Origin of the sequence: Streptomyces sp. NBC_00466 (assembly GCF_041433995.1) — a bacterium.
Classification (GTDB): domain Bacteria; phylum Actinomycetota; class Actinomycetes; order Streptomycetales; family Streptomycetaceae; genus Streptomyces.
The window spans coordinates 320,854-342,953 of sequence record NZ_CP107896.1; the positions used below are offsets into that span (position 1 = coordinate 320,854).

The following is a 22,100-nucleotide window of genomic DNA, read 5'->3' on the forward strand; positions in this document are numbered from 1 at the left end:
GGAACTGCGGGAGTCAGACGGGTAGTTGGTTGATGGGGTGGGAGTCTGTGGCCCACAGGTACTGCACGGCGTACGCCCGCCAGGGCCGCCAGGCCGCGGCCCTCGCGGTGAGCGCGGCAGGTGTCGACGGCAGGCCCAGCTCCCCCGCCGCCCGCCGGATGCCCAGGTCGGTGGGGAGGAAGGCGTCGGGGTCGCCCAGGGCGCGCATCGCGATGACCTCGACGGTCCAGGGGCCGAAGCCGGGCAAGTCGAGCAGCCGGGTGCGGGCCTCGTCCCAGTCGCTGTCCACTCCGAGCGTGAGCGACCCGTCGGCGAGCGCGCCGACCAGGGTGGTCAGGGTGGTGCGCCTGCTGCGCGGCAGCGCCAGGGCCTCCGGGTCGAGGGCCGCCAGGGCCTGCGACGACGGGAAGAGATGGGTGAGGCCGCCCCTGGCATCGTCGACGGGCACCCCGTGCGCGGCGACGAGCCGGGCGGCGTGGGTACGCGCCGCGGCCGTCGACACCTGCTGGCCCAGCACCGCTCGTACCGCGAACTCCGCCGTGTCGACGGTTCGGGGCACCCGCCGGCCCGGTGCCTTGTCGACCATCGGCGCCAGCAGCGGGTCGTTGCGCAGCTCGCCGTCGACGGCCACGGGGTCGGCGTCGAGGTCGAGCAGCCAGCGGCAGCGGCTGATGGCGTGGGTGAGGTCGCGCAGATCGGTGAGCGAGAGCAGACAGCCGATGTGGTCGGGCCGGGGCGTGAGTTCGGCGATGCCGTGCCCGTACGGGAGGGAGAGCGTCCTGCGGTACGCGCCGTCCCGCCACTCCTCCACGCCCGGGACCCCGGTCGCCGCGAGGTGGCCGAAGAGGTTGTCGGGGTTGAGGGGCGCACGGAACGGGAGCCGGAGCGGGATGGTGCCCGGGGTGTGCGGCCGTGCGCCGCGCGCGACGCGGGAGCGCAGTTCGCCCGGGGCGAGCGCGAAGACCTCGCGGACGGTGTCGTTGAAGGTGCGGATGGAGGAGAACCCGGCGGCGAACGCCACGTCCGCCATGGGCAGTTCCGTGGTCTCGATGAGGATGCGCGCCGTCTGGGCACGCTGCGCGCGGGCCAGTGCGAGCGGGCCGGCACCGAGCTCGGCGCGGAGCTGGCGCTCGATCTGCCGGGTCGAGTATCCGAGCCGCTCGGCGAGGCCGGGCACGCCTTCCCGGTCGACGATGCCGTCCCGGATCAGGCGCATGGCGCGGGCCACGGCGTCGGCGCGGGCGTTCCACTCCGGGGAGCCGGGGCTGGTGTCCGGGCGGCAGCGCTTGCAGGCCCGGAACCCGGCCTGCTGGCAGGCGGCGGCGCTCGGGTAGAAGGTCATGTTCTCGACCTTGGGCGGCACGACCGGGCAGCTGGGGCGGCAGTAGATCCTGGTGGTCAGGACGGCCGTGAAGAACCAGCCGTCGAAGCGGGCGTCCTTCGACTGGACGGCGCGTACGCAGCGCTCGGTGTCGGTGTGCATGGCTCAAGCATCGGCCACCTCCGGTACCGGCGGCTGGCGAGAATCCGACATCTCCCTCTGCTGGATCTCCGCCGGCCTCCCCCTGATCCCCCCGGATCTTGCCGGATCCCGACGGATCTCCGCCGGGCCCCCACCGGTCCCTGTCCGCTCACGTCCTGCGCAGCCGCCGCCATACGGCCTTCGCCGCGTTGTGACCCGACATACCGTGGACGCCGGGTCCTGGCGGGGTCGCCGCCGAGCAGAGGTACACCGCCGGGTGCGAGGTCGTGTAGGGGAACAGCGAGACCTTGGGCCGCAGGAGCAGTTGCAGGCCGGAGGCCGCCCCGCAGGCGATGTCGCCGCCCACGTAGTTCGCGTTGCGCGCGAACAGTTCGGCGGGTCCCGCGGTGGCGCGGGCGAGCACACGGTCGCGGAAGCCGGGCGCGAAGCGTTCGATCTGCCGCTCGATGGCCTCGGTGAGGTCGCCGTCCCAGGCATGCGGCACATGTCCGTACGTCCAGAAGACGTGCTTGCCTTCGGGCGCTCTGGAGGGGTCGACCAGGCTGGGCTGGGCGCTGATCAGGAAGGGCGTATCGGGGGCGCGGCCGCCCGCTGCCTGGCGCAGCGCCGTACCGATCTCGCGGCTGCTCGGGCCGATCTGCACGGTCCCGGCGGCCCGGGGCGCCTCCGCCGTCCAGGGCACCGGCCCGTCGAGCGCGTAATCGATCTTGAAGACGCTCGCCCCGTACCGGTATCCGTCGTAGGCCCGGCCGAGACCGGCGATGCGCGCGGCGGCCGTCGGCGAGGTGTCGAAGATGTACGCGCGGGCGGGCGGCAGGTCGTCGAGCCGCTTCACCTCGTAGCCGGTGTGCACCACCCCGCCCAGATCGCGCAGATACCCGGTCAGCGCGTCGGAGATGGACTGCGAGCCGCCGCGCGGCAGCGGCCAGCCGCCCTCGTGCGCGGCCAGCGCGAACATCAGGCCGACGGCGCCGGTGGCGAGGCCGTCGAGCGGTGCGATGACATGGGCCACGAGACCGGCGAACAGGGCGCGCGCCCGGTCGTCACGGAAGCGCTTCATCAGCCAGGTGGACGGCGGGAGACCGGCCAGCCCGAAGCGGGCGAGGGTCAGCGGATCGCGCGGCAGCGCGGTGAGCGGCAGCGACATGAAGTCCCGGGCCAGCGTGGACCACCGGCCGAGGAAGGGGGTGACGAGCCGCCGGTACGCACCCGCGTCGCGCGGCCCGAAGGAGGCCGCGGTCTCGGCGACCGAGCGGGACAGCACGGCTGCGGTGCCGTCGTCGAAGGGGTGCGCCATGGGCAGCTCGGGGTGCAGCCACTCCAGGCCGTACCGGTCGAGCGGCATCGTCTTGAAGACCGGCGAGCCGATGCCCAGCGGGTGGACGGCGGAGCAGGGGTCGTGGCGGAAGCCCGGGAGCGTGAGCTCCTCGGTCCGCGCGCCCCCTCCGACGGTGTCCCGGGCCTCGAAGACCTCGACGGCGAATCCGCGGCGGGCCAGCTCCACGGCGGCGGTCAGCCCGTTGGGCCCCGCCCCCACGACGACAGCATCGAGCATCGACGGCACCTTCGGACTCCTTCGTCAGCCGACGGCCAGAGCCCCAAGGATATTCCCGCGCACCGACAGTGCGGCCCGGGGTAGCGTCACGGCCGATGAATCCGACGATCGAGACCATGGCTGACCGGCTCCGCACCCTGCCCGGGATCAGGGCGGTGGCCCTCGGCGGGAGCCGTGCGCGGGGCGCCGAACGGCCCGGATCCGACTGGGATCTCGGCCTCTACTACCGCGGCAGCCCGGACACGGCGGCGCTCACCGCGCTCGCCTCCGCGCTGGCCGGCCGGCCCGTCGAAGTGGCGGGCCCCGGCGGCTGGGGGCCCTGGGTCGACGGCGGCGCCTGGCTCACGGTCGGCGGGGTGGCGGTGGACTGGATCCTGCGCGACCTCGACCGGGTGGAGCGGGTCTGGTCGCAGTGCCGCGAGGGCCGCTACGAGGTGGGCGTCCAGCCGGGCCATCCGCTCGGCTTCTGGTCCCCGGCCTACCCCGGCGAGGTGGCGCTGTGCCGCGTACTCGCCGATCCGTCCGGGGAGTTGACGGCGCTGCGCGAGGAGACGCGCCGCTACCCGGAGCCGCTCCGCACCGCGCTGGCCGGAGCCGCCTGGGAGGCGGACTTCTCGGTGGCCGCCGCCCGCAAGTCCGCGGGCAGCGGGGACACCTTGCATGTCTCGCTCTGCCTCTCCCGCGCCTTCGGCATCCTGGCCCAGTCCCTGCACGCGCACCACCGCGTCTGGTGCGTCAACGAGAAGGGTGCGCTGGCGGCCGCCGCAGCGTTGCCGCAGACTCCGGACCGCTTCGGCGAGCGGGTGTCGTCGGCGCTCCGCGCACTGGACCCGGCGGCCGTGGAGGCGGCGGCCGCCCTGGTGGCTGAGGTACGCGCGGTGCTCGGCCCCGGCGGCTGACGGCCGGGGCGGGCACCGTCAGGGCTTGGCCGGTACGTGCTGATCAGCGGCCGGGGCGCCCGTCTCCGCTGCCATGGACTCCCCCGCAGCAGCCTGTTCCGGCAGCTCGGCGGGGACGCGGTGCCACAGCGGCGGCAGGCGGTAGGTCAGCAGGTAGAGCACGGCGGCGACAGCGAACCCCACGTAGTACGTCAGCTCCCCCCAGCCGGGGTGCGCGGCGGCGACCGGGCCGGTGTAGAGGTCCGACTGCCAGAAGGGCACGGAGCAGACGACCCCGGCCAGCCAGGCCACGAAGCCCCACTCCAGGATGCGGCGCTTCTCGTACAGCTCGGGGATGCGCGCCTTGTCGCGGCGCGGGCCGACGGAGTAGTCGAGCAGGATGACGGCCACGTACGGCGCGATGAAGTAGGCGGTGAGGTTGAGGAACACCTCGAAGGACGTGTAGATCCCGCCGGCTCCCCACAGGCTGACGCCGAAGGCCGCGACGCAGATGAGAGTGACGCTCTGCCAGCGCTTCAGGGGCAGCCCCAGTGTCTGCAGGGAGATCGCGCCGCCGTAGACGTTGAGGAAGTTCTGCGAGAAGGAGGAGAGCAGGATCGCCAGCATCGCCGGGACGGACCACGGCCCGGTGAGTTCCTTCAGGGCCAGGATCGGGTCGTCCGTGGTGGTCGCCGCACCGGCCAGGACGACTCCCGCGATTCCGAGCCAGGACAGGGTGACGAAGTTGCCGAGCGCGGTCAGCAGGCCGGCGGAGGTGCTGACCCGCTTGCTGTCCGGCAGATAGCGCGAGTAGTCCGATGCGAACGGCAGCCAGGCGATGAGGAAGGCCAGGAACCAGCCGCCGAGCGTGACCCAGCCTCCGGCGGACCCGATGTATCCCGGCGCGCGGGGGTTGGCCGCCAGGAAGTGGCCGCCCCGGTACAGCGCGACGACCGTCACCAGGGCGAAGAGCACGAACAGGACGACGGCCAGGATCCGCTGCAGGTAGTGGATCATGTTGTAGCCGAAGACGGCGACGGTGAGCTGGAGCGCGGTCAGCACCGCGGCCGAGAGCCAGAACGGCGTCCCGAGCAGGACGCCCAGCGCCTTGCCGCCGAGGATGACCGTGACGGCGGCCCAGCCGACGCCCGCGAAGACGTTGATGTACGCCACGGGCAGCAGATTGCCCACGAAGCCCAGCGGGCCGCGGGCCTGCATCTGCTGGGGCACACCGAGGCGCACCCCCATCCGGGACATGATCCCCATCGTGGCCGAGCCGACCAGGGCCCCGGCGAGGATGGCGGTGACCGCGGCGGTCATGGACAGACCGAGGGCCGCGGCGCTGAAACCGAGCAGCATGATCGGGAAGTTGAGTCCCGCGGCGAACCAGATGGAGAACTGGGAGCCTGCTTTTCCGTGGCGCTCCACTTCGGGGATGTGGTCCACGCCGTACGGCTCCACCTTCGCGATGCTGTCGCGATACCCCAGGTCGGGCGGTTGCTGCGCGGGCTTGTCACGGTCCATGCCATGCCTCCTACAGACTGCTGCCATGTTGTATGCCAGTGGTCAGAGTGAAAGTGCCATGTGTGCTTGTCAAGGGTTCCGGCACGGGCCGGCCACACCCGCTCAACGGCCTTACGCAGGCAGCCAGAGGGGTGTGCGAGGGTGCAACAGCGGCGCGATATCGTCTTGACGCTGCAACAGAGAGCACCCTAGGTTCGTGCCATGCAAGATACTTCTTCGAGCGAGGGTGCACTCGCTGCCGACCGCAATCCCGCTGTACGCAAGCAGCGGCTGAGCGGTATGAGCATCCAGAGCCGGGTGATCGTCGAGTTGCGCGGCCGCATCATCTCCGGCGAACTCGCCCCCGGGACCAGCCTGTCGGAGATCGTGCTGGCGGAGGCGTTCGGCGTCAGCCGCACCCCGGTGCGCGAGGCTCTGAAGCAGCTGCAGACCGAGGGGCTCGTCGACATCCGGCCCCGGGTGGGGACCTTCGTCGCCGCGCCCTCGCGGCGGGAGATCACCGAGCTGTTCCAGATGAAGGAACTGCTCGAAGGCGCCGCCGCGCGCCTGCTCGCGCAGCGCGGCCGGGTCCCCGAACTGGACGCGCTGGAGGCCAATCTGTCCACCGCCGATGCCGCGGTGCGCAGTGCGGACCAGGAGGGCTACGCCGAACTGGTCCACGAGTTCCACGACTTGGTGATGCGCGGCGCGGACAACGCGAAGCTCGCCGACCACTACCGCACCCTCATGAACCAGCTCGCCTACCCGCGCCTGGTGCACACCTCGCTGGCGCAGCCGGGCCGCCCCACCAGGTCCGACTCCGAACACCACCATGTGCTCGAACTGATCCGGGCCAAGGACGGGGACGGCGCGGAACGGGTGATGCGCGAGCACGTGCGGGCGAGCCACCGGGCGCTGATGGACGGTCTCGACCGGGCCGCTCCCGCCGCGGACGGCGGAGCCGACGGGGAGCCCGGCTGAGCGTCATCCGGGCTTCAGGACTTCAGGACGAACGGGTCGTCGGCGGGGCCCTCACCGGTGTTGATCCAGACGCTCTTGAGCCGGGTGTACTCGCCCATCACCTCCGTGCCGTGCTCCACGCCCATCCCGCTGGACTTGAAGCCGGAGCGCGGCGACATCGGGGACATCGAGCGGTAGGTGTTGACCCAGACCGTGCCGGCGTCGAGCCGGGACGCGACGCGGTGCGCGCGGGCCAGGTCGCGGGTCCACAGCCCGGCGGCGAGCCCGTAGTCGGTGTCGTTGGCGAGCGCCACCAGTTCTTCCTCGGTCCCGAAGGGCATGATCGCCACGACCGGACCGAAGATCTCCTCCCGGCAGAGCCGCATGCTGTTGTCGGCCTCGACGAAGGCGGTGGGACGGTAGAAGAACCCGTCGAGCCCGCCGAGCCCGCCGGGTTCGGGCCGGCTGCCGCCCGCGACGGTCACCGCGCCCTCCGCCCGGCCCACGGCGACGTACTCCTCCACCTTGTCGCGCTGGCTCTCGATCGCCAGCGGCCCGAGCTGGGTCGCCGGGTCCAGCGGGTCGCCGAGCCGGATGGCGTCGGCCCGCGCCGCCACCCGCTCCACCACCTCGTCGTAGACGTCCTGTTGGGCGTAGACCCGGCTGCCCGCCACACAGGTCTGCCCGGCGGCGGCGAACACTCCGGCGACGATGCCGACCGACGCGTTCACCACATCCGCGTCGCCGAAGACGATGTTGGGCGACTTGCCGCCCAGCTCCAGCGTGGTGCGGACGAACCGGGAGCCGCAACTCGCCGCGATCCGCGACCCGGTGCCGGTGCTGCCGGTGAACGTCACCTTGGCGACCAGCGGGTGCTCCACCAGCGGCGTGCCGACCTCGTCCCCGTAACCGGTGACGACGTTGACGACACCCGGCGGGAAGCCGGCCTTCTCGAGCAGCGGAGCGAGCTGGAGCAGCGAGGCCGAGGTGTGCTCGGACGGTTTGACGACGACCGTGTTCCCTGCGGCCAGCGCGGGCGCCAGCTTGGTGATGGTCAGCAGCAGCGGCGAGTTCCACGGGGTGATGGCCACGACCACACCCAGCGGTTCGCGCACCGTGTAGTTGAGGATCTCCTTGCGGGAGGCCGGGATGGTGCTGCCGTGCACCTTGTCGGCCAGGCCCGCGTAGTAGTGGACGTACTCCGGCAGGCTGGCCAGCTGGGCACGCATCTCGCTGAGCAGTTTGCCGTTGTCCAGCGTCTCGGTACGGGCCAGTTCCTCGCCGTGCTCGCCGATGAGTTCGGCGAGCCGCCGCAGCAGCGCGCCGCGCCGGGTAGGCGTCAGATCGCGCCAGCTCGGGTCATCGAACGCGGCGCGCGCGGCCCGCACGGCGCGGTCGGCGTCGGTGGCGTCGCCGCGCGCCGTCTCGTACCAGGGCTTCGCGGTCGTCGGGTTGACGCTGGGCAGATAGGCGCCGCTCGCGGGCTGCACCCAGGCGCCGTGGATGTAGTGGTCATGCCGCGGGAGCCGCTGTGCGGTCACGGTCCACCTCCGTGGTGTGTCGGATGATCTCGTCGGTGAGCCGGCCCGGCGCTTCCAGCGCGAGCAGATGCCGGGCGCCGGGAATGACCGCGGCCCGCGCACCGGGTACGGCACCGGCCAGCGCCCGGGTCATCGCCTCGGTCGAGCCGGGGTCGGCGCCGCCGGTGACGGCGAGCGTCGGCACCGTGAGCGAGGGCAGCTGGGGCCACAGCTCGGCGTCGGCCCGGGTGAAGACCTCGTAGCAGGCCAGGTACGAGACGTGGTTCTGACCGAGCAGGGTCGCCCTGACCTCTTCGACCAGGCCGGGCTCGGCTGCCTGCCACTCCCGGGTGAACCAGCGGTCGATCGCCGCGTCCACCGAGCCCGGGAAGTCCTCCCGGGCGCGTTCGAGCCGGCCGGCCACGTCCCGGCTCTCCTCGGGGGTACGCCGGGCCACCGATGAGACCAGGGTCAGGGACGCGACGGCGGTCGGCCGCAGCAGGGCGGCCCGGGTCGCCACCAGGGCGCCGAGCGAGAATCCCACCAGGTGGGCGGGGCCTTCGAGGGTGTCCAGGACGTCGGTGGCGAGGTCGTCCAGGGTGATACCGGGCGCGGCCGGCGGTGAACCGGCGTGGCCGCGCAGATCGACGGCCCGCGTACGGTGCCGGGCCGCGAGCGCCGGAAGGCAGCGGTCCCACATGTGCCGGTCGAGGCCGACCCCGTGCAGCAGGACGAGGTCCGTGCCGCTGCCGTGGTCCTCGTAGCCGATCACTGCTCGGTCGCCAGGGGCGCGAGGCGGGCCTGCGGACGGCCCTGGGCGGCGGCGGCCAGCGCGACCACGATCTCACCGGCGCGCGGGGCGTCGGGGATACGGACCTCGGTGGTCTGGTGGTGCGAGCGGATGGTGGCGTCGGTGATGTGCTTCAGCGGGATGTCGAAGACCGCGCCCGCCCCGGCGCGCTTCTCGACCGCGGGGAGCAGGGTGGTGGCGGCGGTCGCGTCCCGGAAGTGGTTGCCGAACTTCAGGGTGTGGATCAGGGCCGAGCCGTGTTCGGTCTCGCCGTCCAGGCCGACGATGGCCGCCTTTCCGTAGGCCTCGACGGTCTCCCCGAGTGCTTCGACGACCAACGGCGCGAGCAGCGCGCCCAGTTCGGAAGCGGTCGCCTCGATACCGGGGCCGAGGTCCTGGACGAAGCCCTGGCCCGCCCAGGGGTTGTCGATGACGGCGGCGACCACAGCGGTACGGGCGGCCGGTTCGACGGGGACGCCGCCCTCGGTGTGGATCTCGTCCACGAGGGTGACGATCTTACGGATGTTCATGGGGTCCTCTCGGGGGTTGCCAGGGTCTCCAGGGTCACCACGGGGTCGGTGCGCCGGTCCCCGATCCGGGCGTTGGGGCGCGGCCCGGTGGCCGCGGCGGCGACGATCACCAGTTCGTCCGCGCGGGGGCCGTCGGGGATCCTGATCCGGGTGGCGGCGTAGTGCGAGCGGGTCGCAGCGGCGGTCTTGTGCCAGATGGGGACCGTGACCGTGGTCCCCGCCGGGGCCTGCTCCTCGCTGAAAGCGATGATCGAGGTGCCTTCGAGGATCTCGCGGACGACATTGCCGAAGTACGGGGTGTGGATGAGGGCCCCGCCGTGCTCGCTCTCGCCGTCCAGGCCGACGACGGCGGCCTTGCCGAAGGACTCGATGGCGTCCGCGCCGCCGAGCATGGCGGTCAGCCGGCCGGTGATCTCCCGGGCCAGGACGGGTGCGAGTTCCCGCGCCTCGGCCGACAGGTCGGGCACGGTGCCGCGGCCGGCCCAGGGGTTGCGTACGACCACCGCGACGGAGCCGCGCCGGACGGTCGTGGCGACGGGCTCGCCCAGTTCGCTGACGAAGTCCTCGCAGGAGGAGACGATGCGCCGGATGACGGTCACGAGCGGCCCGCGCCGCTGGTCCCGGAGGTGCTGATCGCTGAGGTGCTGATCTCTGAGCTGAAGCGGGGCATCACCTGCTCGGAGAAGAGCTCCAGGCTGCGCATGGCGTTCTTGTGCGGCAGTCCGGGGTGGGTGGTCCACAGCATCAGATGCTCCAGACTGATCTCGTCCTGGAGTTCGCTGATCTTCCCGGCCACGTAGTCGGGGGTGCCCACCAGCAGGTTGCGGTCCTGGAGGAAGTCGAAGCTCAGCTCGTGCTCGTCGGTCAGCTCCTCGCCCTCCTCCATGAGGTTGGACAGCCCCCGCCAGTGCGTGACCCACCGGTAGGTCTGCAGGAGCGCCTCCTGGAACTCCTCCCTGGCCTGCTCCATCGTGTCGGCGACATAGACGTCGCGGACCAGGGCGAGCCCCTCACCGAGGGCGTGCTCACGGCCGGTCGCCTCGGTGGCGGCCCGCCGGTACAGGTCGAACCGTCCCTTGAGCGCCGAGACCGGCGGCAGCCAGAGGATGCCCTGGATCCCGTTCCTGGCACAGGACTCGATGGACCGGGGCGAGTCCACGACCTGCCACATCGGCGGGTGCGGGCGCTGGTACGGGGCAGGGGTGACGGCCAGCTTGGTTATCTCGCCGTCGGTGGTGAAGTCCTCGGTGGCCGGAGAGAGCGGGTGGCTCCACTTCAGGCCGGGGGCGGGGAAGTCGTAGAAGCGGCCGTGGTGTTCGAAGAACTCGCCGGACCAGGCCTTCTTCAGGATCTCCAGGGTCTCTTCGAACAGGGCGCGGTTCTGCTCCTGGTCGCGCGGGTCCGCCTGCGGGTTGAGGTTCATCGCCTCACGGCCGTAGAGCCCGCGGCCCACCCCGACCTCGACGCGCCCGCCGGAGAGCTGGTCGAGCAGCGCCAGGTCCTCGGCGAGGCGCAGCGGATGCCAGAAGGTGACGATATTGGCGGCCTGGCCGATGCGGATACGCTCGGTGCGCGCGGCGATGTCCGTACCCATCAGTACGGGGTTGGGCGTCAGCTCCTGGCCCTCGTGGCCGAAGTGGTGCTCGGTGTACCAGACCGACCAGAAACCCGCGTCCTCCGCAGCGACCGCGAACTCGCGCGCCTCCCGCATCAGACGGTGGTACTCGCCGAGCTGCCCGGGAGCGCCGAGCGCGTGAAAGATCGAGAAACGCATGGACCTGCCTCTCTGTGCCGGCCAGCAGCTGCTGGCATACAACAGACCGTAGGTGTCTGTTCTTTCAGTCGTCAAGACTCGGAATGGCGTTTTTCAGAACGGTCCTTTTGGCTGCGATATAGCCCCTATATCCGTACAGAACAACGGAGTTGGGACCGCGAGGACAGCGAGAACAGGGCGATCTCTTGACATGCAAGAGGAGCGTTCATAGCGTCCTGCCACACAAGAGCAGTGCACGGCGGAGCGGAACCGGCGGATCATCCCGGACGCGGCTCCCCGCAGAAAGGACACGGTGGACGACGTATGAGTACCGGAAGCACCGACATCAGGGAACGCATCGCCGCGGCCTGGGGCGCGGCCTGGCAGCGCGGCGAGGTCGACGTACTCGACACGGTCCTGGCCGATGGCTACCGGCGGCACGGGCGCACCGCGCAGGACGCGGCGGACCTCAAGGCCAACATCACCGCGTGCCGTGCGGGCTTCCCCGACCTGGTCACGGTGATCGAGGACTGCGTGGTCGAGGGGGACCGCGTGGCGACCCGCTGGGTCAGCAGGGGCACGCACACCGGCCGCCTGATGGACGTACCGCCGACCGGCCGGACCGTCACGGTCTCCGGCGCCACGTTCTCCCGCGTCGAGGACGGCATGGTCGCCGAGGAGTGGGTCACCTGGGACCCCCGTCAGCTGCTGACCGCGCTGGGGGTCATCCCGCTGGACAGCGCCCGGTCCGATGCCCCCGCGGAGGAAGCGGCCGACGCCCGGGGGCGCAGCGCCCGATCGGCGGTGGCGTCATGAGCACCACCGCCAGGAACCAGCCGGCCCCGGACACGACCGAAGTGGACGACCTCCGCGATATGCCTGACATACCCGATATTGCCGATGTGAAGGGACTCCACCGCAAGTTCATCACCGGGGTCACCATCGTGACCACGATGGACGGCGAACGGCCGCGCGGGCTTGCCGTCAACGCCTTCTCCAGCATCTCGCTGGACCCGCCGCTGGTCATGGTCTGCGTCCAGCGGACCTCGTCGACCTATGAACCGCTCTTCCGCGCGGACCACATGGGCATCAGCATCCTCGCGTCCGACCAGCTGCCCGTGGCGACGGTCTTCGCGGGCAAGGGCGACGACAAGTTCGCCACACTGCGCTGGACCGCCGGGGCCCACGGCTCGCCGCTGATCGACAGCAGCGCGGCCGTACTGGAGGCGCGGATCCAGGAACGCCTGCAGACCAGTACGCACACCATCTTCATCGGACGGGTCACCCAGGCCGCCCACTCCGAACGGCCGCCCCTGATCTACAGCGCGGGCGGCTTCTACGACGGCGGAACTCTGGATGCCGCCGCCCTCTGACGGGAGTTCCGGCCAAGGCCGGCGGGCGGCCGGAGCAGCGGCGGATCCGCGCCTCAGGCTCCCGCCGCCAGCAGCTGCCGCACCCGGCGGGCCGTGGCCGCGTCGCGGGCGGCTGTGAACGGCAGCGCGTTGCCGCCCGTCACACGGAACGGCTTGCCCGTGAGCGTCAGATGGGCGCCGCCGGCCTCCTCCACGAGGAGCAGACCTGCCGCGTGGTCCCAGGCAAGTTCCCAGCTGAACGCGGTCGCGTCGAGGGCGCCCCTGGCGATGGCCAGATACTCCAGGCCCGCCGAGCCGCACGGCCTGGTGCGGACGCCTTCGGTACGGAGGGCGAGCAGCGAGCTCTTCTGTTCGGGGGTGGTGAAGTCCGGGTGGGAGGTGGCAACTTGGAGTTCCGCGCCGGGTACCGGCGAGCCCGCCAGGAGGGGTTTCCCGTTGAGGCGGGCGCCACCGCCCCGTAGGGCCACGGCCATCTCGTCCAGCGCCGCGGCGTACGTCCATGAGGCGAGGAGTTCGCCGTGGTGGGCGAGCGCCACCAGAGTGCAGAAGCCCGGTTCGCCGCGCACGAACTGGCGGGTGCCGTCGACCGGGTCGACGATCCAGACGGGCGCGTCGCCGCGTATCGCCTCGTACGAGGACGGATCGGCCGCCACGGCCTCCTCACCGACCACCACCGAGCCCGGCAGCAGTGCGGTGAGGGCGGCCGTGAGGTGTTCCTCGGCGCCGCGGTCGGCCACCGTCACCAGGTCGTGCGGACCGCTCTTCTCAGCGATCTCGTGCGCGGCGAGCTGCCGGAAGCGCGGCAGGATCTCGGCGGCGGCCGCCTCGCGGACCACCGCCTCGACCTCGGTCAAATCCCTGGCCAGAAGCTGTTCGGTCATGCGTCCATCTCAGCACACCCCGGTGAAGGCCCCGTACCGGTTCAGCGGCCGACGGCGTAACCCTGCATGCCGCGCGGGTTCGCGGCGGCGCTCAGCACCCCGGTCCGCGGGTCGCGGGCGACCGCGCACAGCCTCCCCTCCGACCATGCCTCGCCGACGGTGACGTCGTGCCCGCGGCGGCGCAGCTCCGCGATGGTCTCCTCCCCGATCCGCGACTCGACAGTGACGCTGCCGGGCCGCATCGCGCGCGGATAGAAGGAGCTGGGGAAGGAGTCGTTGTGCCAGTTCGGGGCATCGATCGCGCCCTGGAGGTCCAGGCCGCCGCGGACCGGAGCGGTCAGCGCGACCGCGAGGAAGAAGTGCAGCTGCCACTGGTCCTGCTGGTCGCCGCCCGGCGTTCCGAAGGCGAGCACCGGCACACCGTCGCGCAGGGCGAGCGAGGGGGTGAGGGTGGTGCGCGGACGGCAGCCCGGGGTGAGCGAGTTCGGCAGCCCCTCGTCCAGCCAGGTCATCTGGAGCCGGTTGCCGAGCGGGAAGCCCAGCTCGGGCACCACCGGGTTGGACTGGAGCCAGCCGCCGCTCGGGGTCGCGGAGATCATGTTCCCCCAGCGGTCGACGATGTCGAGGTGGCAGGTGTCGCCGCGGGTGGCGCCGTCCTTGGCGACGGTCGGCTCGCCCGCGCCCGCGGCGGAGATCCCCATGGCGTCGAATCCGGGCTCGCCCGCCGCCACGGCGGTGGCCTGCCTGCTGAGCCGGGGCCTGCGGCCGTCGGGGCTGCCGGGGCGCAGCTCGTGCGAGGCCTCGCCGGTGATCAGGGCGCGGCGCCCCGCGTTGTACTTGTCGGAGAGGAGCGTGCCGAGCGGTACGTCCCCGGCGTCGCCGTACCAGGCCTCCCGGTCGGCCATCGCCAGCTTGCAGCCCTCGACGAGCAGGTGGACGTAGTCGGCGGACCCGTACCGGGGAAGCTCGTCCGGGAGCAGGGCGAGCTGCTGGAGGAAGGCGGGGCCCTGACTCCAGCCGCCGGCCTTGCAGAGGGTCCAGCCGTTCCAGTCGTACGTCGCGGGCGCCTCGTAGGACGCCGACCAGCCCGCCAGGTCCGCCGCGGTGAGGGTGCCGGTGTGGTGGGCGCCGCTGGTGTCCTTGGTGGGGCGCTGCGACTGGCGTACCAGCGCCTCGCCGATGAAGCCCTCGCGCCAGACCGCGCGGGCGGCGTCGATCCGGCCGGCCCGGTCCTGCGCCCGCGCGGCGGCCTCGTCGATCAGCCGCCGCCAGGTCGCGGCGAGGGCGGGGTTGCGGAACAGCTCGCCGGGCGCGGGCGACCTGCCGCCGGGGAGGTACACATCGGCGGAGGACTCCCACTCGGTCTCGAAGAGTTCCCGTACGCTCTCGACGGTCTGGCCGACGCGCTCGACGGGCGCGTGACCGTCCTCGGCGTAACCGATGGCGTACTTCAGGACGTCGGCGAGGGACTTGGTGCCGTGGTCGCGGAGCAGCAGCATCCAGGCGTCGAAGGCTCCGGGCACCGCGGCGGCCAGCGGTCCGGTGCCGGGGACCAGATCGAGGTCGAGCGAACGGTAGTGCGCGACGGTCGCGCCCGCGGGGGCGGGACCCTGCCCGCAGAGCACCCGGACCTCGCCGTCGGCGGGGGCGATGATCGCGGGCACCTCGCCGGCCGGCCCGTTGAGGTGCGGCTCGACGACATGCAGGACGAAGCCGGCGGCGACGGCGGCGTCGTAGGCGTTCCCGCCGTCCTCAAGAACGGCCATCGCGGACTGCGAGGCGAGCCAGTGGGTGGATGACACCATGCCGAAGGTGCCCTGCAGAGTCGGCCGAGTGGTGAACATGGCGCGTTCCCTTGCTAGTTGTGCCTGTGAACGAACCGATCACGGCTCACCGACGAGCCTGGGGAGAATCTGGGGAGTTCGGTCCCGCCGGCCCGTTCACCTGATCTTTGGGCAGGCTATCGATCGCCCGTCCCCCCTGCTACCCACTGCGTGCATGAAGTACGGCATGAAGTAGGTGCGCCCCCTGACACCGGCCCGGCGCGGGTGCGTTCAGTCCGGCAGCAGGACGGCCGCGCCGTCGACCCGGTCGGCGGCCAGGTCCGCGAGAGCCCGGCCGGCGTCCGCGAGGGCGTAGCGGGTGACCGTGGTACGGACCCCATGGCGTTCGGCGTGCTCCAGGAAACTCGTGCCGTCCTCCCGGGTGTTGGAGGTGACGCTGCGCAGACCGCGCTCCTGGAACAGATGCCGCGCGTAGTTCAGCTGCGGGATGTCGGTCAGGTGAATCCCGGCGACGGCGAGGGTGCCGCCCCGGTCGAGCGCCTCCAGCACGGTCGGCACCAGGTCCCCCACCGGCGCGAAGAGGATCGCGGAGTCCAGCGGTTCCGGCGGTGCGTCGCGGGAGCCACCCGCCGAGGACGCGCCGAGCCGCAGCGCGAGCTCCCGTGCGCGTTCCGACCGGGTCAGGACATGCACGGTGGCGCCCTCGGCGACTGCCACCTGGAGCGTGAGGTGCGCCGAGGCGCCGAACCCGTACAGGCCCAGGCGTCCGCCGGAGGGCAGGGCGCTGCGCCGCAGGGCCCGGTAGCCGATGATCCCGGCGCACAGCAGGGGCGCGAGGTGTGCCGGGTCGGCATCATCCGGAAGCGGGTACGCGAAGCGTTCGGGCAGTACGGTCAGGTCGGCGTAGCCGCCGTCCGCGTCCCACCCCGTGTACCGCGAGTGCGGGCACAGGTTCTCCTGCCCCGCCCGGCAGTAGCGGCATACGCCGCAGGTGCTCCGCAGCCACGCCCCGCCCACGCGACGGCCGGGCGGGAAGCGGGTGGCGCCGGGGCCGGCCGCCAGCACCCGGCCGACGATCTCGTGTCCCGGGACGGTGTCCGGCCGCTTGGGGGCCAGGTCGCCTTCGGCGAGGTGCAGGTCGGTCCGGCAGACCCCGCATGCCTCGACCCTCACCAGGATCTCGCCGGGGCCGGGCGACACCGGCCGCTCGGTCCGTTCCAGCGGGTGGTCCCCGATCGGCCCGGGGCGGTGGACCGCCCACCCGTGCGCCACGAGGCCCGTATCGACTGACATATCCCCAGCGTGCGATCGGTGGCTCCCTGTCGCAACGTGGCGGCCGGCCTGGGCGGTCTCACTGGCGGCCCCGACAGAACACCTAAGCCACCCGGGCGCTGATCCGGCCGGCCTTGACCGCGTCGAGCAGCGCCTGGTGGTCGCGTTCGTTCTGGTCCGCGTAGCTCTCGGCGAACCGTGCCACGGCCCGGTCGAAGACGTCACCGCGACCGAGGTAGGCGGCGATGGCGATCCGGTCACCGGACCGCGCATGGGCCCGGGCGAGCGTCCCGCCGCAGACCTCACCGAACGCCTCCATGGTGTGCGGCACTTGGCGCGCGGGTTCCGCGATGGCCTTCCAGTCGCGCAACTGCCGGACGTAGAAGTCCCGTTCCCGGCCATCGGGCGCATGCACGCGTTCCCAGCCCAGGAAGATGTCACTGGCCGCCTGCATCAGCCGCTGACCGGCGACGACCCGTTGACCCTGGGTCGGGTACTCGCTCGCACCGGCGTAGGGGGCGAGTACCGACTCCCCGGCCTCCTTGGCCTGGAGGAACAGCGGATCATCTCCGTCCCTGCCGAGCAACAGGATGATCCAGCAGCGGGTGCCGACGCTGCCGACGCCGACCACCTTGCGCGCCATGTCGGCCATGGTGAACTGCCGCAGCAGGTGCTCGCGGTCGGTGGGGAGGCTGCGCCCGTACCGCGACACGAGGTCGCGGAACATGTCCTCCAGCTGGGCCCGTTCGAGGTCGGGCAGCAGATCGGCCGCCCGCACGACGGTGGGTGGTGCGGAAGCGATGAGCCTCTCCCCGTCGACGACCTCGGTCAGCTTCTCGAACGCCTGGAGACTGTCGCGCGTGCGCGCCTTGCTCATGGCGGCGGACAACCGCTTGCTCTCCCGCCGCGGCAGCCGCTCGGATGCCAGCGCCCGCAGCTGCCTGGCATCGGCCTTCGCGTACCACACGTCGAGGTTGCGCATCCCGGCGTAGCCGCGCATACGCTCTCGGTAGGACCGCACAGCGGAGCGAACGATCGTCGCGCGCTCGACGCGGGTGAAGCCGTTCTCCCGTCCCGCGATGGCCAGACTGGCGGCCAGCCGCTTGACGTCCCACTCCCACGGCCCGGGCAGGGTCTCGTCGAAGTCGTTGATGTCGAACAACAGGTTGCGTTCCGGTGAGGCCAGCAGCCTGAAGTTCAACATGTGCGCGTCACCGCAGAGCTGGACGCGCAGGCCCGAATCCGGGGTGGTGGCCAGGTCGCCGGCCATGATCGCGGCGGCGCCCCGGTAGAACCGGAACGGTGACTCCGACATCCGTCCGTAGCGGATCGGGACCAGCTCCTGGAGCCGGGTGGCCGACTGCTTCTCGATGGTGTCCACGGGGCTCGTCCGCAGCTCGGACGGCTCGAAATCACCGTGCCCCGAACGGGGAGAGCGGGCCCGCGCCGACTTGCCGAGTACGGCGCTTTCGTGCGGGGAGAGCCGCTGCTCCGGTGTGCTCACCGTGTACGCGGCCATGGAACAACCTCCTCATGGCGCCCAGCCTGTGCCTGAACGGGTTCCCGTACCGATCGTCACACCTGCCGAAGCCCGCGGCATCCCGGGTGGCTCCCCCGCCTCGTCCCAGCGGTCGTCCTGCTCGATCGTCGGTGTCAGCTGTGATCGGAGTGGGCGGTGGCGGAGTAGCCGTCGTGCCAGGCGGCTTTGGCACCCGAGTCGCCGATTCGGTAGACCTGCACGGCCGCGCCCACGCCTATGACGAGGGACAGCGCGGCAGCGGCGATACGCAGCGGCGTGGCCACTGTCAGGCTGGTGGATCCAGCCGCGCCGGGCGAGCTGTGGGAGGCGCGGCGGTAGAACCACCACACCGCTGCGGCCACCAGGAACAGCGCGACGACCCAGGGCAGGAGTCCGTCTCCGAGTTCGGTGTGTTTGCGGACCAGTGCGTCGCTCTCCACATGGCGCTCCAGCCACTCGCCGGCCTGCGTCGTCAGGGGCACGCTGATCAGCGTGACCAGGGCCAGGACCGGGAGGGCGAGACCGAATCGGCGCATGACCGAGGGCCAGACGGCGCACAGGATGAGCGCCAGTGCGGTCAGCGGTACCAGAACCACGACAACGTGCACGAACAGGACGTGCGCGGGGATGCCGTTGATCAGGTCGGGTCCCATGGAGGGGCTCCTTCAGAGCTGGTGTCGAACGCTGGACAAGGTATGGGTCAGGGCGGTGCGGTGTGGTGTGTGAGGGAGAAGGCGTGGGCCGAGACGGGCCCCGCTCCCCCACGGTCGGTCAGGGGCCTGTGTCCTGCTTCATGACCCGTATCGGCTGAATCCCGTGGTCCGCCATTCCTGGCCGTCGGGCAGGATCGCGAGGGCTTCGTAGCCCTCCAGGGATTCCAGCCAGTCCCGGGCGCCCTCTCCTCTCGCGAAGGCGGCGGTGGCGTAGGTGTCGGTCGTGGTCAGGTGCGGGCCGATGACGGTGAGGGAGGCGAAGGTGGTGACAGGGGTGCCGTCGTGCGGGTCGAGGATGTGCGCGCCGCGTTCGGCGGTGCCGGAGGTGGCGACGGCCAGTTCGTGGTGGGCCGTGACGACGGTGGCGAGGTCGCCGGTGCGCAGGGGGTGGGCGATGCCGATGCGCCACGGGGTGTCGGGGGCCGCCTGGCCGCGGAGTTGGAGGTCGCCGCCGCCGTTGACGCAGGTGTTGCGTGCGCCGGCTTCGTGGAGGAGATCGGAGGCGGCTTCGGTGGCCCAGCCCTTGACGAGGCCCGAGGGGTCGAGCACACCGGCGGGGACGATGCTGAACCAGCCGTCGCTGTCGCCGGTGGCCTGTGCGCAGAGGGAGAGGACCTCTGGAACTTCGGGCGGGCAGTCGGCGAGCCGGATGTCTCCGCGGTCGAGACGGCTGATGTGGCTGTCGGGCCGGTAGGTGGAGAACATGGCGTCGACCCGGTGGAGGTGGCGTACGGCCTCGGCGAGAGCGCGGTGGATGGCGGGGGTGGGCTCGTCCCGGATGTCGAAGGAGAAGGCGGTGCCCATCACGTGCTCGACGTGGCGCAGCCCGCGTGCGGTGTCAGGCATGGGCATCCTCCGGAGCGCTCTGGAGGGACCGGATGTGGCCCTGGCCCTGTCCGGTGCGGTCGGCGCCGGGGACGGCGTCGATGTGTGCGTTCCGGACGCCTGCCGCCTCCTGGGCGGGTCTGGGCAGCGCGCGGGCGGCGATCTGCCGGTCCGTCCCCGTGGACGGACCCGACGAGGCGCCCGCGAGGGTGTGCGGGACGGACGGGACGGATGTGCTGGTCATGGGGCACCTCCAAAAAGGGGGGACTCGCTCAGCCTGGGCTCGCTCCGGCCGTGGATGGCCAGCCTCACAGCTCAACTTCTGTGAACCTTCTGAATTCCACCCGGCGGCGGCCCTCAGAGCCGATTCCGCGGCACCTCGGAGACGCGGCAGACGCGGCTCCCCCGGCGACCACCCCCGTTCACCGTCGCCTGCGAGGAGGCCCGGCGCAGTGGGCACCCCCGGCCGGACCCGGGGCCGGTCGGCCCCTTGCATGCCAGCCACGGCGAACTCAGGCTTTTGTGAACAGCGCTTCTCGTCCAGGAGGGATCATGCACTCCCCGCACCTCGTGAGCGATGTGATGACGCGGCCCGTGGTCGCCGTGAGTCTGGATGCCGGGTTCAAGGAGATGGTCGAGACCCTGGGCAAGTGGAAGGTGAGCGCGCTGCCGGTACTGGTGGGTGACGGGCGGGTGGCCGGGGTGATCTCCGAGGCGGATCTGCTGCTCAAGGAGGAGTTCAGGGACGCGGATCCGAGCCGTTCGGATCAGGAGCGCCGGCTCAACGATCTCCGCAAGGCAGGGGCGCTGACGGCCGGGGAACTGATGAGCGTTCCGGCCGTGACGATCCACGAGGACGCCACCTTGGCGCAGGCCGCGCGGACGATGGCGGTGCGAAAGGTCAAGCGGCTGCCGGTTGTCGATTCCGCAGGCATGCTCCGCGGGATCGTCAGCCGTTCCGACCTGTTGAAGGTCTTCCTGCGGTCCGACGACGACATCGCGGAAGACGTACGCGGAGAGGTCGTCCAGCACCTCTTCCTGGCTCCCCAGGAGAGTGTCCAGGTCGCTGTCGAGGCAGGTGTGGTCACTCTCAGCGGCACCGTTCGCGACACAGCCCTGGTGCCGCTCGCCGTCCGTCTCGCGCGGGCGGTCGAAGGGGTGGTCGATGTCGAGTGCGAGCTTGCCGGACCAGCGGCGGCCCGGCCGGCAGGACCACCGCCGGCCGGGCCCCCGCCCTGAACTTCAGGACCGTACGGCCTGTATGGCCTCACGGGGCCGGGCGTCACCCCACACCTTCCCGACCTTCCCGCGTTGCCGGGGCGCGGGCAGCGTTGTCCTTCGTACCGGGCAGACCGAGCCGGCGTGCCGTGCCGTGCCGGGAGCAACCGTGGTCGTCCGGTCCCCGAGCGCCATGTGGATGGGATCCTCGTCGGAATCCGGGACGGCGACGCGTACGCGTTCCGCCCGGACCCCTCCACCCATGGGGGTCCCGCCCGAAGGGCCGGACGGCCCCGGTCAGGGCACCGGACAGCCCCAGCGCGCCTCCCGTCCGGGAACCGATGGTGGAAGCCGGTACTACTCCGCGGCCGAGCGACCGAAAGGCGCGAGATGAGATTCCGTACGGCCGGCGATGTCATGACCGGCGAAGTCGTCAGCGTGGGGTACGCCACGCCGGCCGGGGACGTGACCCGGTCGCTGGCGGAGCACGGTATCGGCGGGCTGCCGGTGGTGGACGACGACGACCGGGTGATCGGGGTCGTCACCCGGACCGACCTGGCACGGCACGGCACGGTGCCGGGGCTCCCCGGCACCGCCCCGCCCCGCGGGTGGTACGACGCCGGGCTGCGTACCACCGGAGAGCTGATGTCCGCCCCGGCGGTCACGATCCGCGCGATCGACACCATCGCTCTGACGGGCCGCACCATGGCCGCCCGGGATGTCGGCCGGCTCCCCGTGGTGGACGAGGAGGCCCGGCTCGTCGGCATCATCACCCGGCGCGATCTGCTGCGGGTCTTCGTGCGCCCTGACTCCGACCTCCGCGACGAGATCCTCGACGAGGTCGTGGCCCGGGCCCTGTACCTGTATCCCGCCCCGCTCATCGTGTCGGTCCAGGACGGTGTGGTGACTCTGCGTGGCCGCCTTGAGCAGGATACGGACGTGTCCGTCGCGGTACGGATGGCAGCCCGGGTGGACGGAGTGGTGGCGGTCGTGAACCGTCTCACCGGTCAGCACGCGCGGGCTCCGGAATGAGGTGCGACGACAGTGGCAGCGACCATGAACCTGTTCGAAGGACTGCCTCCCGACCGGCGCGAGCGACTGCGGGAAGTCGCCTCGGACGTGTCGTTCACCGGAGGCACCCGGATCTTCGAGGAGGGCCGGCGTGCCGACCGGTTCTGGGTGGTACGGAGCGGCCGGGTGACACTGGACCTGCATGTGCCCGGACGCCAGGCGGCCGTGGTCGACGCCGTGGGGCCGGGCGAGTTGCTCGGCTGGTCCTGGCTGTTCCCCCCGTACGTCTGGCACTTGGGGGCGCAGGCCGTCCGTACCGTCGAGGCCGAGCAGTACGACGCGACGGTCGTACGGGCACTGTGCGAGGCCGATCCGGTGTTCGGCCGTGCGATGTACCGCAGCGTCGCCGAGGTGGTGGCGGCCCGGCTGCGGGGAAGCCGTACGCGCCTGCTGGACCTCTACGGACCGCACGGCAGCGGCACCGGACCGGGGTGACCCGGGCAGAGCCCGTTCACCGTGGTCCGGGCCGCTG

Annotated in this window: 22 protein-coding genes; 7 read left to right on the forward strand and 15 right to left on the reverse strand. The window is 71.8% G+C overall.

The genetic code is table 11. The features are described from left to right. Positions 1 to 13: 13 nt before the first annotated feature. Both OG210_RS01410 and OG210_RS01415 read right to left on the reverse strand, forming a co-directional pair. Positions 14 to 1,483 carry an AlkA N-terminal domain-containing protein gene (locus OG210_RS01410; protein WP_328333233.1) on the reverse strand — a complete coding sequence of 490 codons (1,470 nt, stop codon included), beginning with the start codon at positions 1,481 to 1,483 and terminating at the stop codon, positions 14 to 16. 148 nt (positions 1,484 to 1,631) lie between these two features. Beyond that, positions 1,632 to 3,047 carry an NAD(P)/FAD-dependent oxidoreductase gene (locus OG210_RS01415; protein ID WP_328333231.1) on the reverse strand — a complete coding sequence of 472 codons (1,416 nt, stop codon included), beginning with the start codon at positions 3,045 to 3,047 and terminating at the stop codon, positions 1,632 to 1,634. Between the two features lie 86 nt (positions 3,048 to 3,133). Here OG210_RS01415 and OG210_RS01420 point away from each other — a divergent pair, with 86 nt between their 5' ends. Then, positions 3,134 to 3,937: a nucleotidyltransferase domain-containing protein gene (locus tag OG210_RS01420; protein WP_371534844.1), complete on the forward strand. Its 804-nt coding sequence runs from the start codon at positions 3,134 to 3,136 to the stop codon at positions 3,935 to 3,937. A gap of 18 nt (positions 3,938 to 3,955) precedes the next feature. Here the strand turns inward: OG210_RS01420 and OG210_RS01425 are convergent, their stop codons facing one another. Further along, a complete protein-coding gene (locus OG210_RS01425) occupies positions 3,956 to 5,440 on the reverse strand; it encodes a cytosine permease (protein ID WP_328333228.1) in 1,485 nt (494 codons plus the stop codon). Positions 5,441 to 5,641: 201 nt separating this feature from the next. Between OG210_RS01425 and OG210_RS01430 the strand changes: the two genes are divergently transcribed. Then, a complete protein-coding gene (locus OG210_RS01430) occupies positions 5,642 to 6,400 on the forward strand; it encodes a GntR family transcriptional regulator (RefSeq protein WP_328333226.1) in 759 nt (252 codons plus the stop codon). Positions 6,401 to 6,414: 14 nt separating this feature from the next. Here the strand turns inward: OG210_RS01430 and OG210_RS01435 are convergent, their stop codons facing one another. Genes OG210_RS01435 through OG210_RS01455 form a run of 5 tightly spaced genes read right to left on the reverse strand, consistent with a single transcriptional unit; the run spans position 6,415 to position 10,993 of the window. Next, the gene (locus OG210_RS01435; RefSeq protein WP_328333224.1) at positions 6,415 to 7,920 is read right to left on the reverse strand and encodes an aldehyde dehydrogenase; all 1,506 of its coding nucleotides are present in this window, start codon (positions 7,918 to 7,920) and stop codon (positions 6,415 to 6,417) included. Then, positions 7,892 to 8,671 carry an alpha/beta fold hydrolase gene (locus OG210_RS01440; RefSeq protein ID WP_328333222.1) on the reverse strand — a complete coding sequence of 260 codons (780 nt, stop codon included), beginning with the start codon at positions 8,669 to 8,671 and terminating at the stop codon, positions 7,892 to 7,894. Before OG210_RS01440 ends, OG210_RS01435 begins: the two co-directional genes overlap by 29 nt. Then, positions 8,668 to 9,219, reverse strand: coding sequence for an amino acid synthesis family protein (locus OG210_RS01445; RefSeq protein WP_328333220.1), 552 nt, complete (start codon positions 9,217 to 9,219; stop codon positions 8,668 to 8,670). Before OG210_RS01445 ends, OG210_RS01440 begins: the two co-directional genes overlap by 4 nt. Beyond that, positions 9,216 to 9,818: an amino acid synthesis family protein gene (locus OG210_RS01450; RefSeq protein ID WP_371534845.1), complete on the reverse strand. Its 603-nt coding sequence runs from the start codon at positions 9,816 to 9,818 to the stop codon at positions 9,216 to 9,218. The genes OG210_RS01445 and OG210_RS01450 overlap by 4 nt, the downstream gene beginning before the upstream one ends. Then, complete coding sequence (locus OG210_RS01455) at positions 9,815 to 10,993, reverse strand: LLM class flavin-dependent oxidoreductase (protein ID WP_371534846.1); 1,179 nt, start codon at positions 10,991 to 10,993, stop codon at positions 9,815 to 9,817. Before OG210_RS01455 ends, OG210_RS01450 begins: the two co-directional genes overlap by 4 nt. Before the next feature lie 303 nt (positions 10,994 to 11,296). On the opposite strand from OG210_RS01455, the gene OG210_RS01460 reads away from it, so the two are divergent. After that, entirely contained in the window at positions 11,297 to 11,788 is a 492-nt protein-coding gene (locus OG210_RS01460) for an ester cyclase (RefSeq protein ID WP_371534847.1), read from the forward strand. Beyond that, complete coding sequence (locus tag OG210_RS01465) at positions 11,785 to 12,345, forward strand: flavin reductase family protein (RefSeq protein WP_371534848.1); 561 nt, start codon at positions 11,785 to 11,787, stop codon at positions 12,343 to 12,345. The genes OG210_RS01460 and OG210_RS01465 overlap by 4 nt, the downstream gene beginning before the upstream one ends. Before the next feature lie 53 nt (positions 12,346 to 12,398). Here OG210_RS01465 and OG210_RS01470 read toward each other — a convergent pair whose 3' ends face one another. The 7 genes from OG210_RS01470 to OG210_RS01500 all read right to left on the reverse strand — a co-directional run bounded on the left by OG210_RS01470 (position 12,399) and on the right by OG210_RS01500 (position 19,583). Then, positions 12,399 to 13,226, reverse strand: coding sequence for an inositol monophosphatase (locus OG210_RS01470; RefSeq protein ID WP_371534849.1), 828 nt, complete (start codon positions 13,224 to 13,226; stop codon positions 12,399 to 12,401). Positions 13,227 to 13,267: 41 nt separating this feature from the next. After that, the gene (locus OG210_RS01475; RefSeq protein WP_371534850.1) at positions 13,268 to 15,070 is read right to left on the reverse strand and encodes a gamma-glutamyltransferase family protein; all 1,803 of its coding nucleotides are present in this window, start codon (positions 15,068 to 15,070) and stop codon (positions 13,268 to 13,270) included. 210 nt (positions 15,071 to 15,280) lie between these two features. After that, positions 15,281 to 16,303 (reverse strand): zinc-dependent alcohol dehydrogenase family protein, encoded by a 1,023-nt coding sequence (locus OG210_RS01480; protein ID WP_371534851.1) that lies wholly within the window; start codon positions 16,301 to 16,303, stop codon positions 15,281 to 15,283. 82 nt (positions 16,304 to 16,385) lie between these two features. Next, entirely contained in the window at positions 16,386 to 17,801 is a 1,416-nt protein-coding gene (locus OG210_RS01485) for a DUF2252 domain-containing protein (protein ID WP_328333204.1), read from the reverse strand. A 134-nt stretch (positions 17,802 to 17,935) separates the two neighbouring features. Beyond that, positions 17,936 to 18,454 carry a DUF2231 domain-containing protein gene (locus OG210_RS01490; RefSeq protein ID WP_328333202.1) on the reverse strand — a complete coding sequence of 173 codons (519 nt, stop codon included), beginning with the start codon at positions 18,452 to 18,454 and terminating at the stop codon, positions 17,936 to 17,938. Positions 18,455 to 18,592: 138 nt separating this feature from the next. Beyond that, on the reverse strand, positions 18,593 to 19,360 hold the full coding sequence (locus OG210_RS01495) for an FAD:protein FMN transferase (protein ID WP_328333200.1): 768 nt from the start codon (positions 19,358 to 19,360) through the stop codon (positions 18,593 to 18,595). Further along, a complete protein-coding gene (locus OG210_RS01500) occupies positions 19,353 to 19,583 on the reverse strand; it encodes a hypothetical protein (RefSeq protein WP_328333199.1) in 231 nt (76 codons plus the stop codon). The genes OG210_RS01495 and OG210_RS01500 overlap by 8 nt, the downstream gene beginning before the upstream one ends. A 308-nt stretch (positions 19,584 to 19,891) precedes the next feature. On the opposite strand from OG210_RS01500, the gene OG210_RS01505 reads away from it, so the two are divergent. The 3 genes from OG210_RS01505 (at position 19,892) to OG210_RS01515 (ending at position 22,063) form a co-directional block, all read left to right on the forward strand. Continuing rightward, complete coding sequence (locus tag OG210_RS01505) at positions 19,892 to 20,578, forward strand: CBS domain-containing protein (protein WP_328333197.1); 687 nt, start codon at positions 19,892 to 19,894, stop codon at positions 20,576 to 20,578. 369 nt (positions 20,579 to 20,947) lie between these two features. Then, complete coding sequence (locus tag OG210_RS01510) at positions 20,948 to 21,589, forward strand: CBS domain-containing protein (protein WP_328333195.1); 642 nt, start codon at positions 20,948 to 20,950, stop codon at positions 21,587 to 21,589. A 24-nt stretch (positions 21,590 to 21,613) separates the two neighbouring features. Further along, positions 21,614 to 22,063 carry a cyclic nucleotide-binding domain-containing protein gene (locus tag OG210_RS01515; protein WP_328335670.1) on the forward strand — a complete coding sequence of 150 codons (450 nt, stop codon included), beginning with the start codon at positions 21,614 to 21,616 and terminating at the stop codon, positions 22,061 to 22,063. Positions 22,064 to 22,100 lie beyond the last annotated feature (37 nt).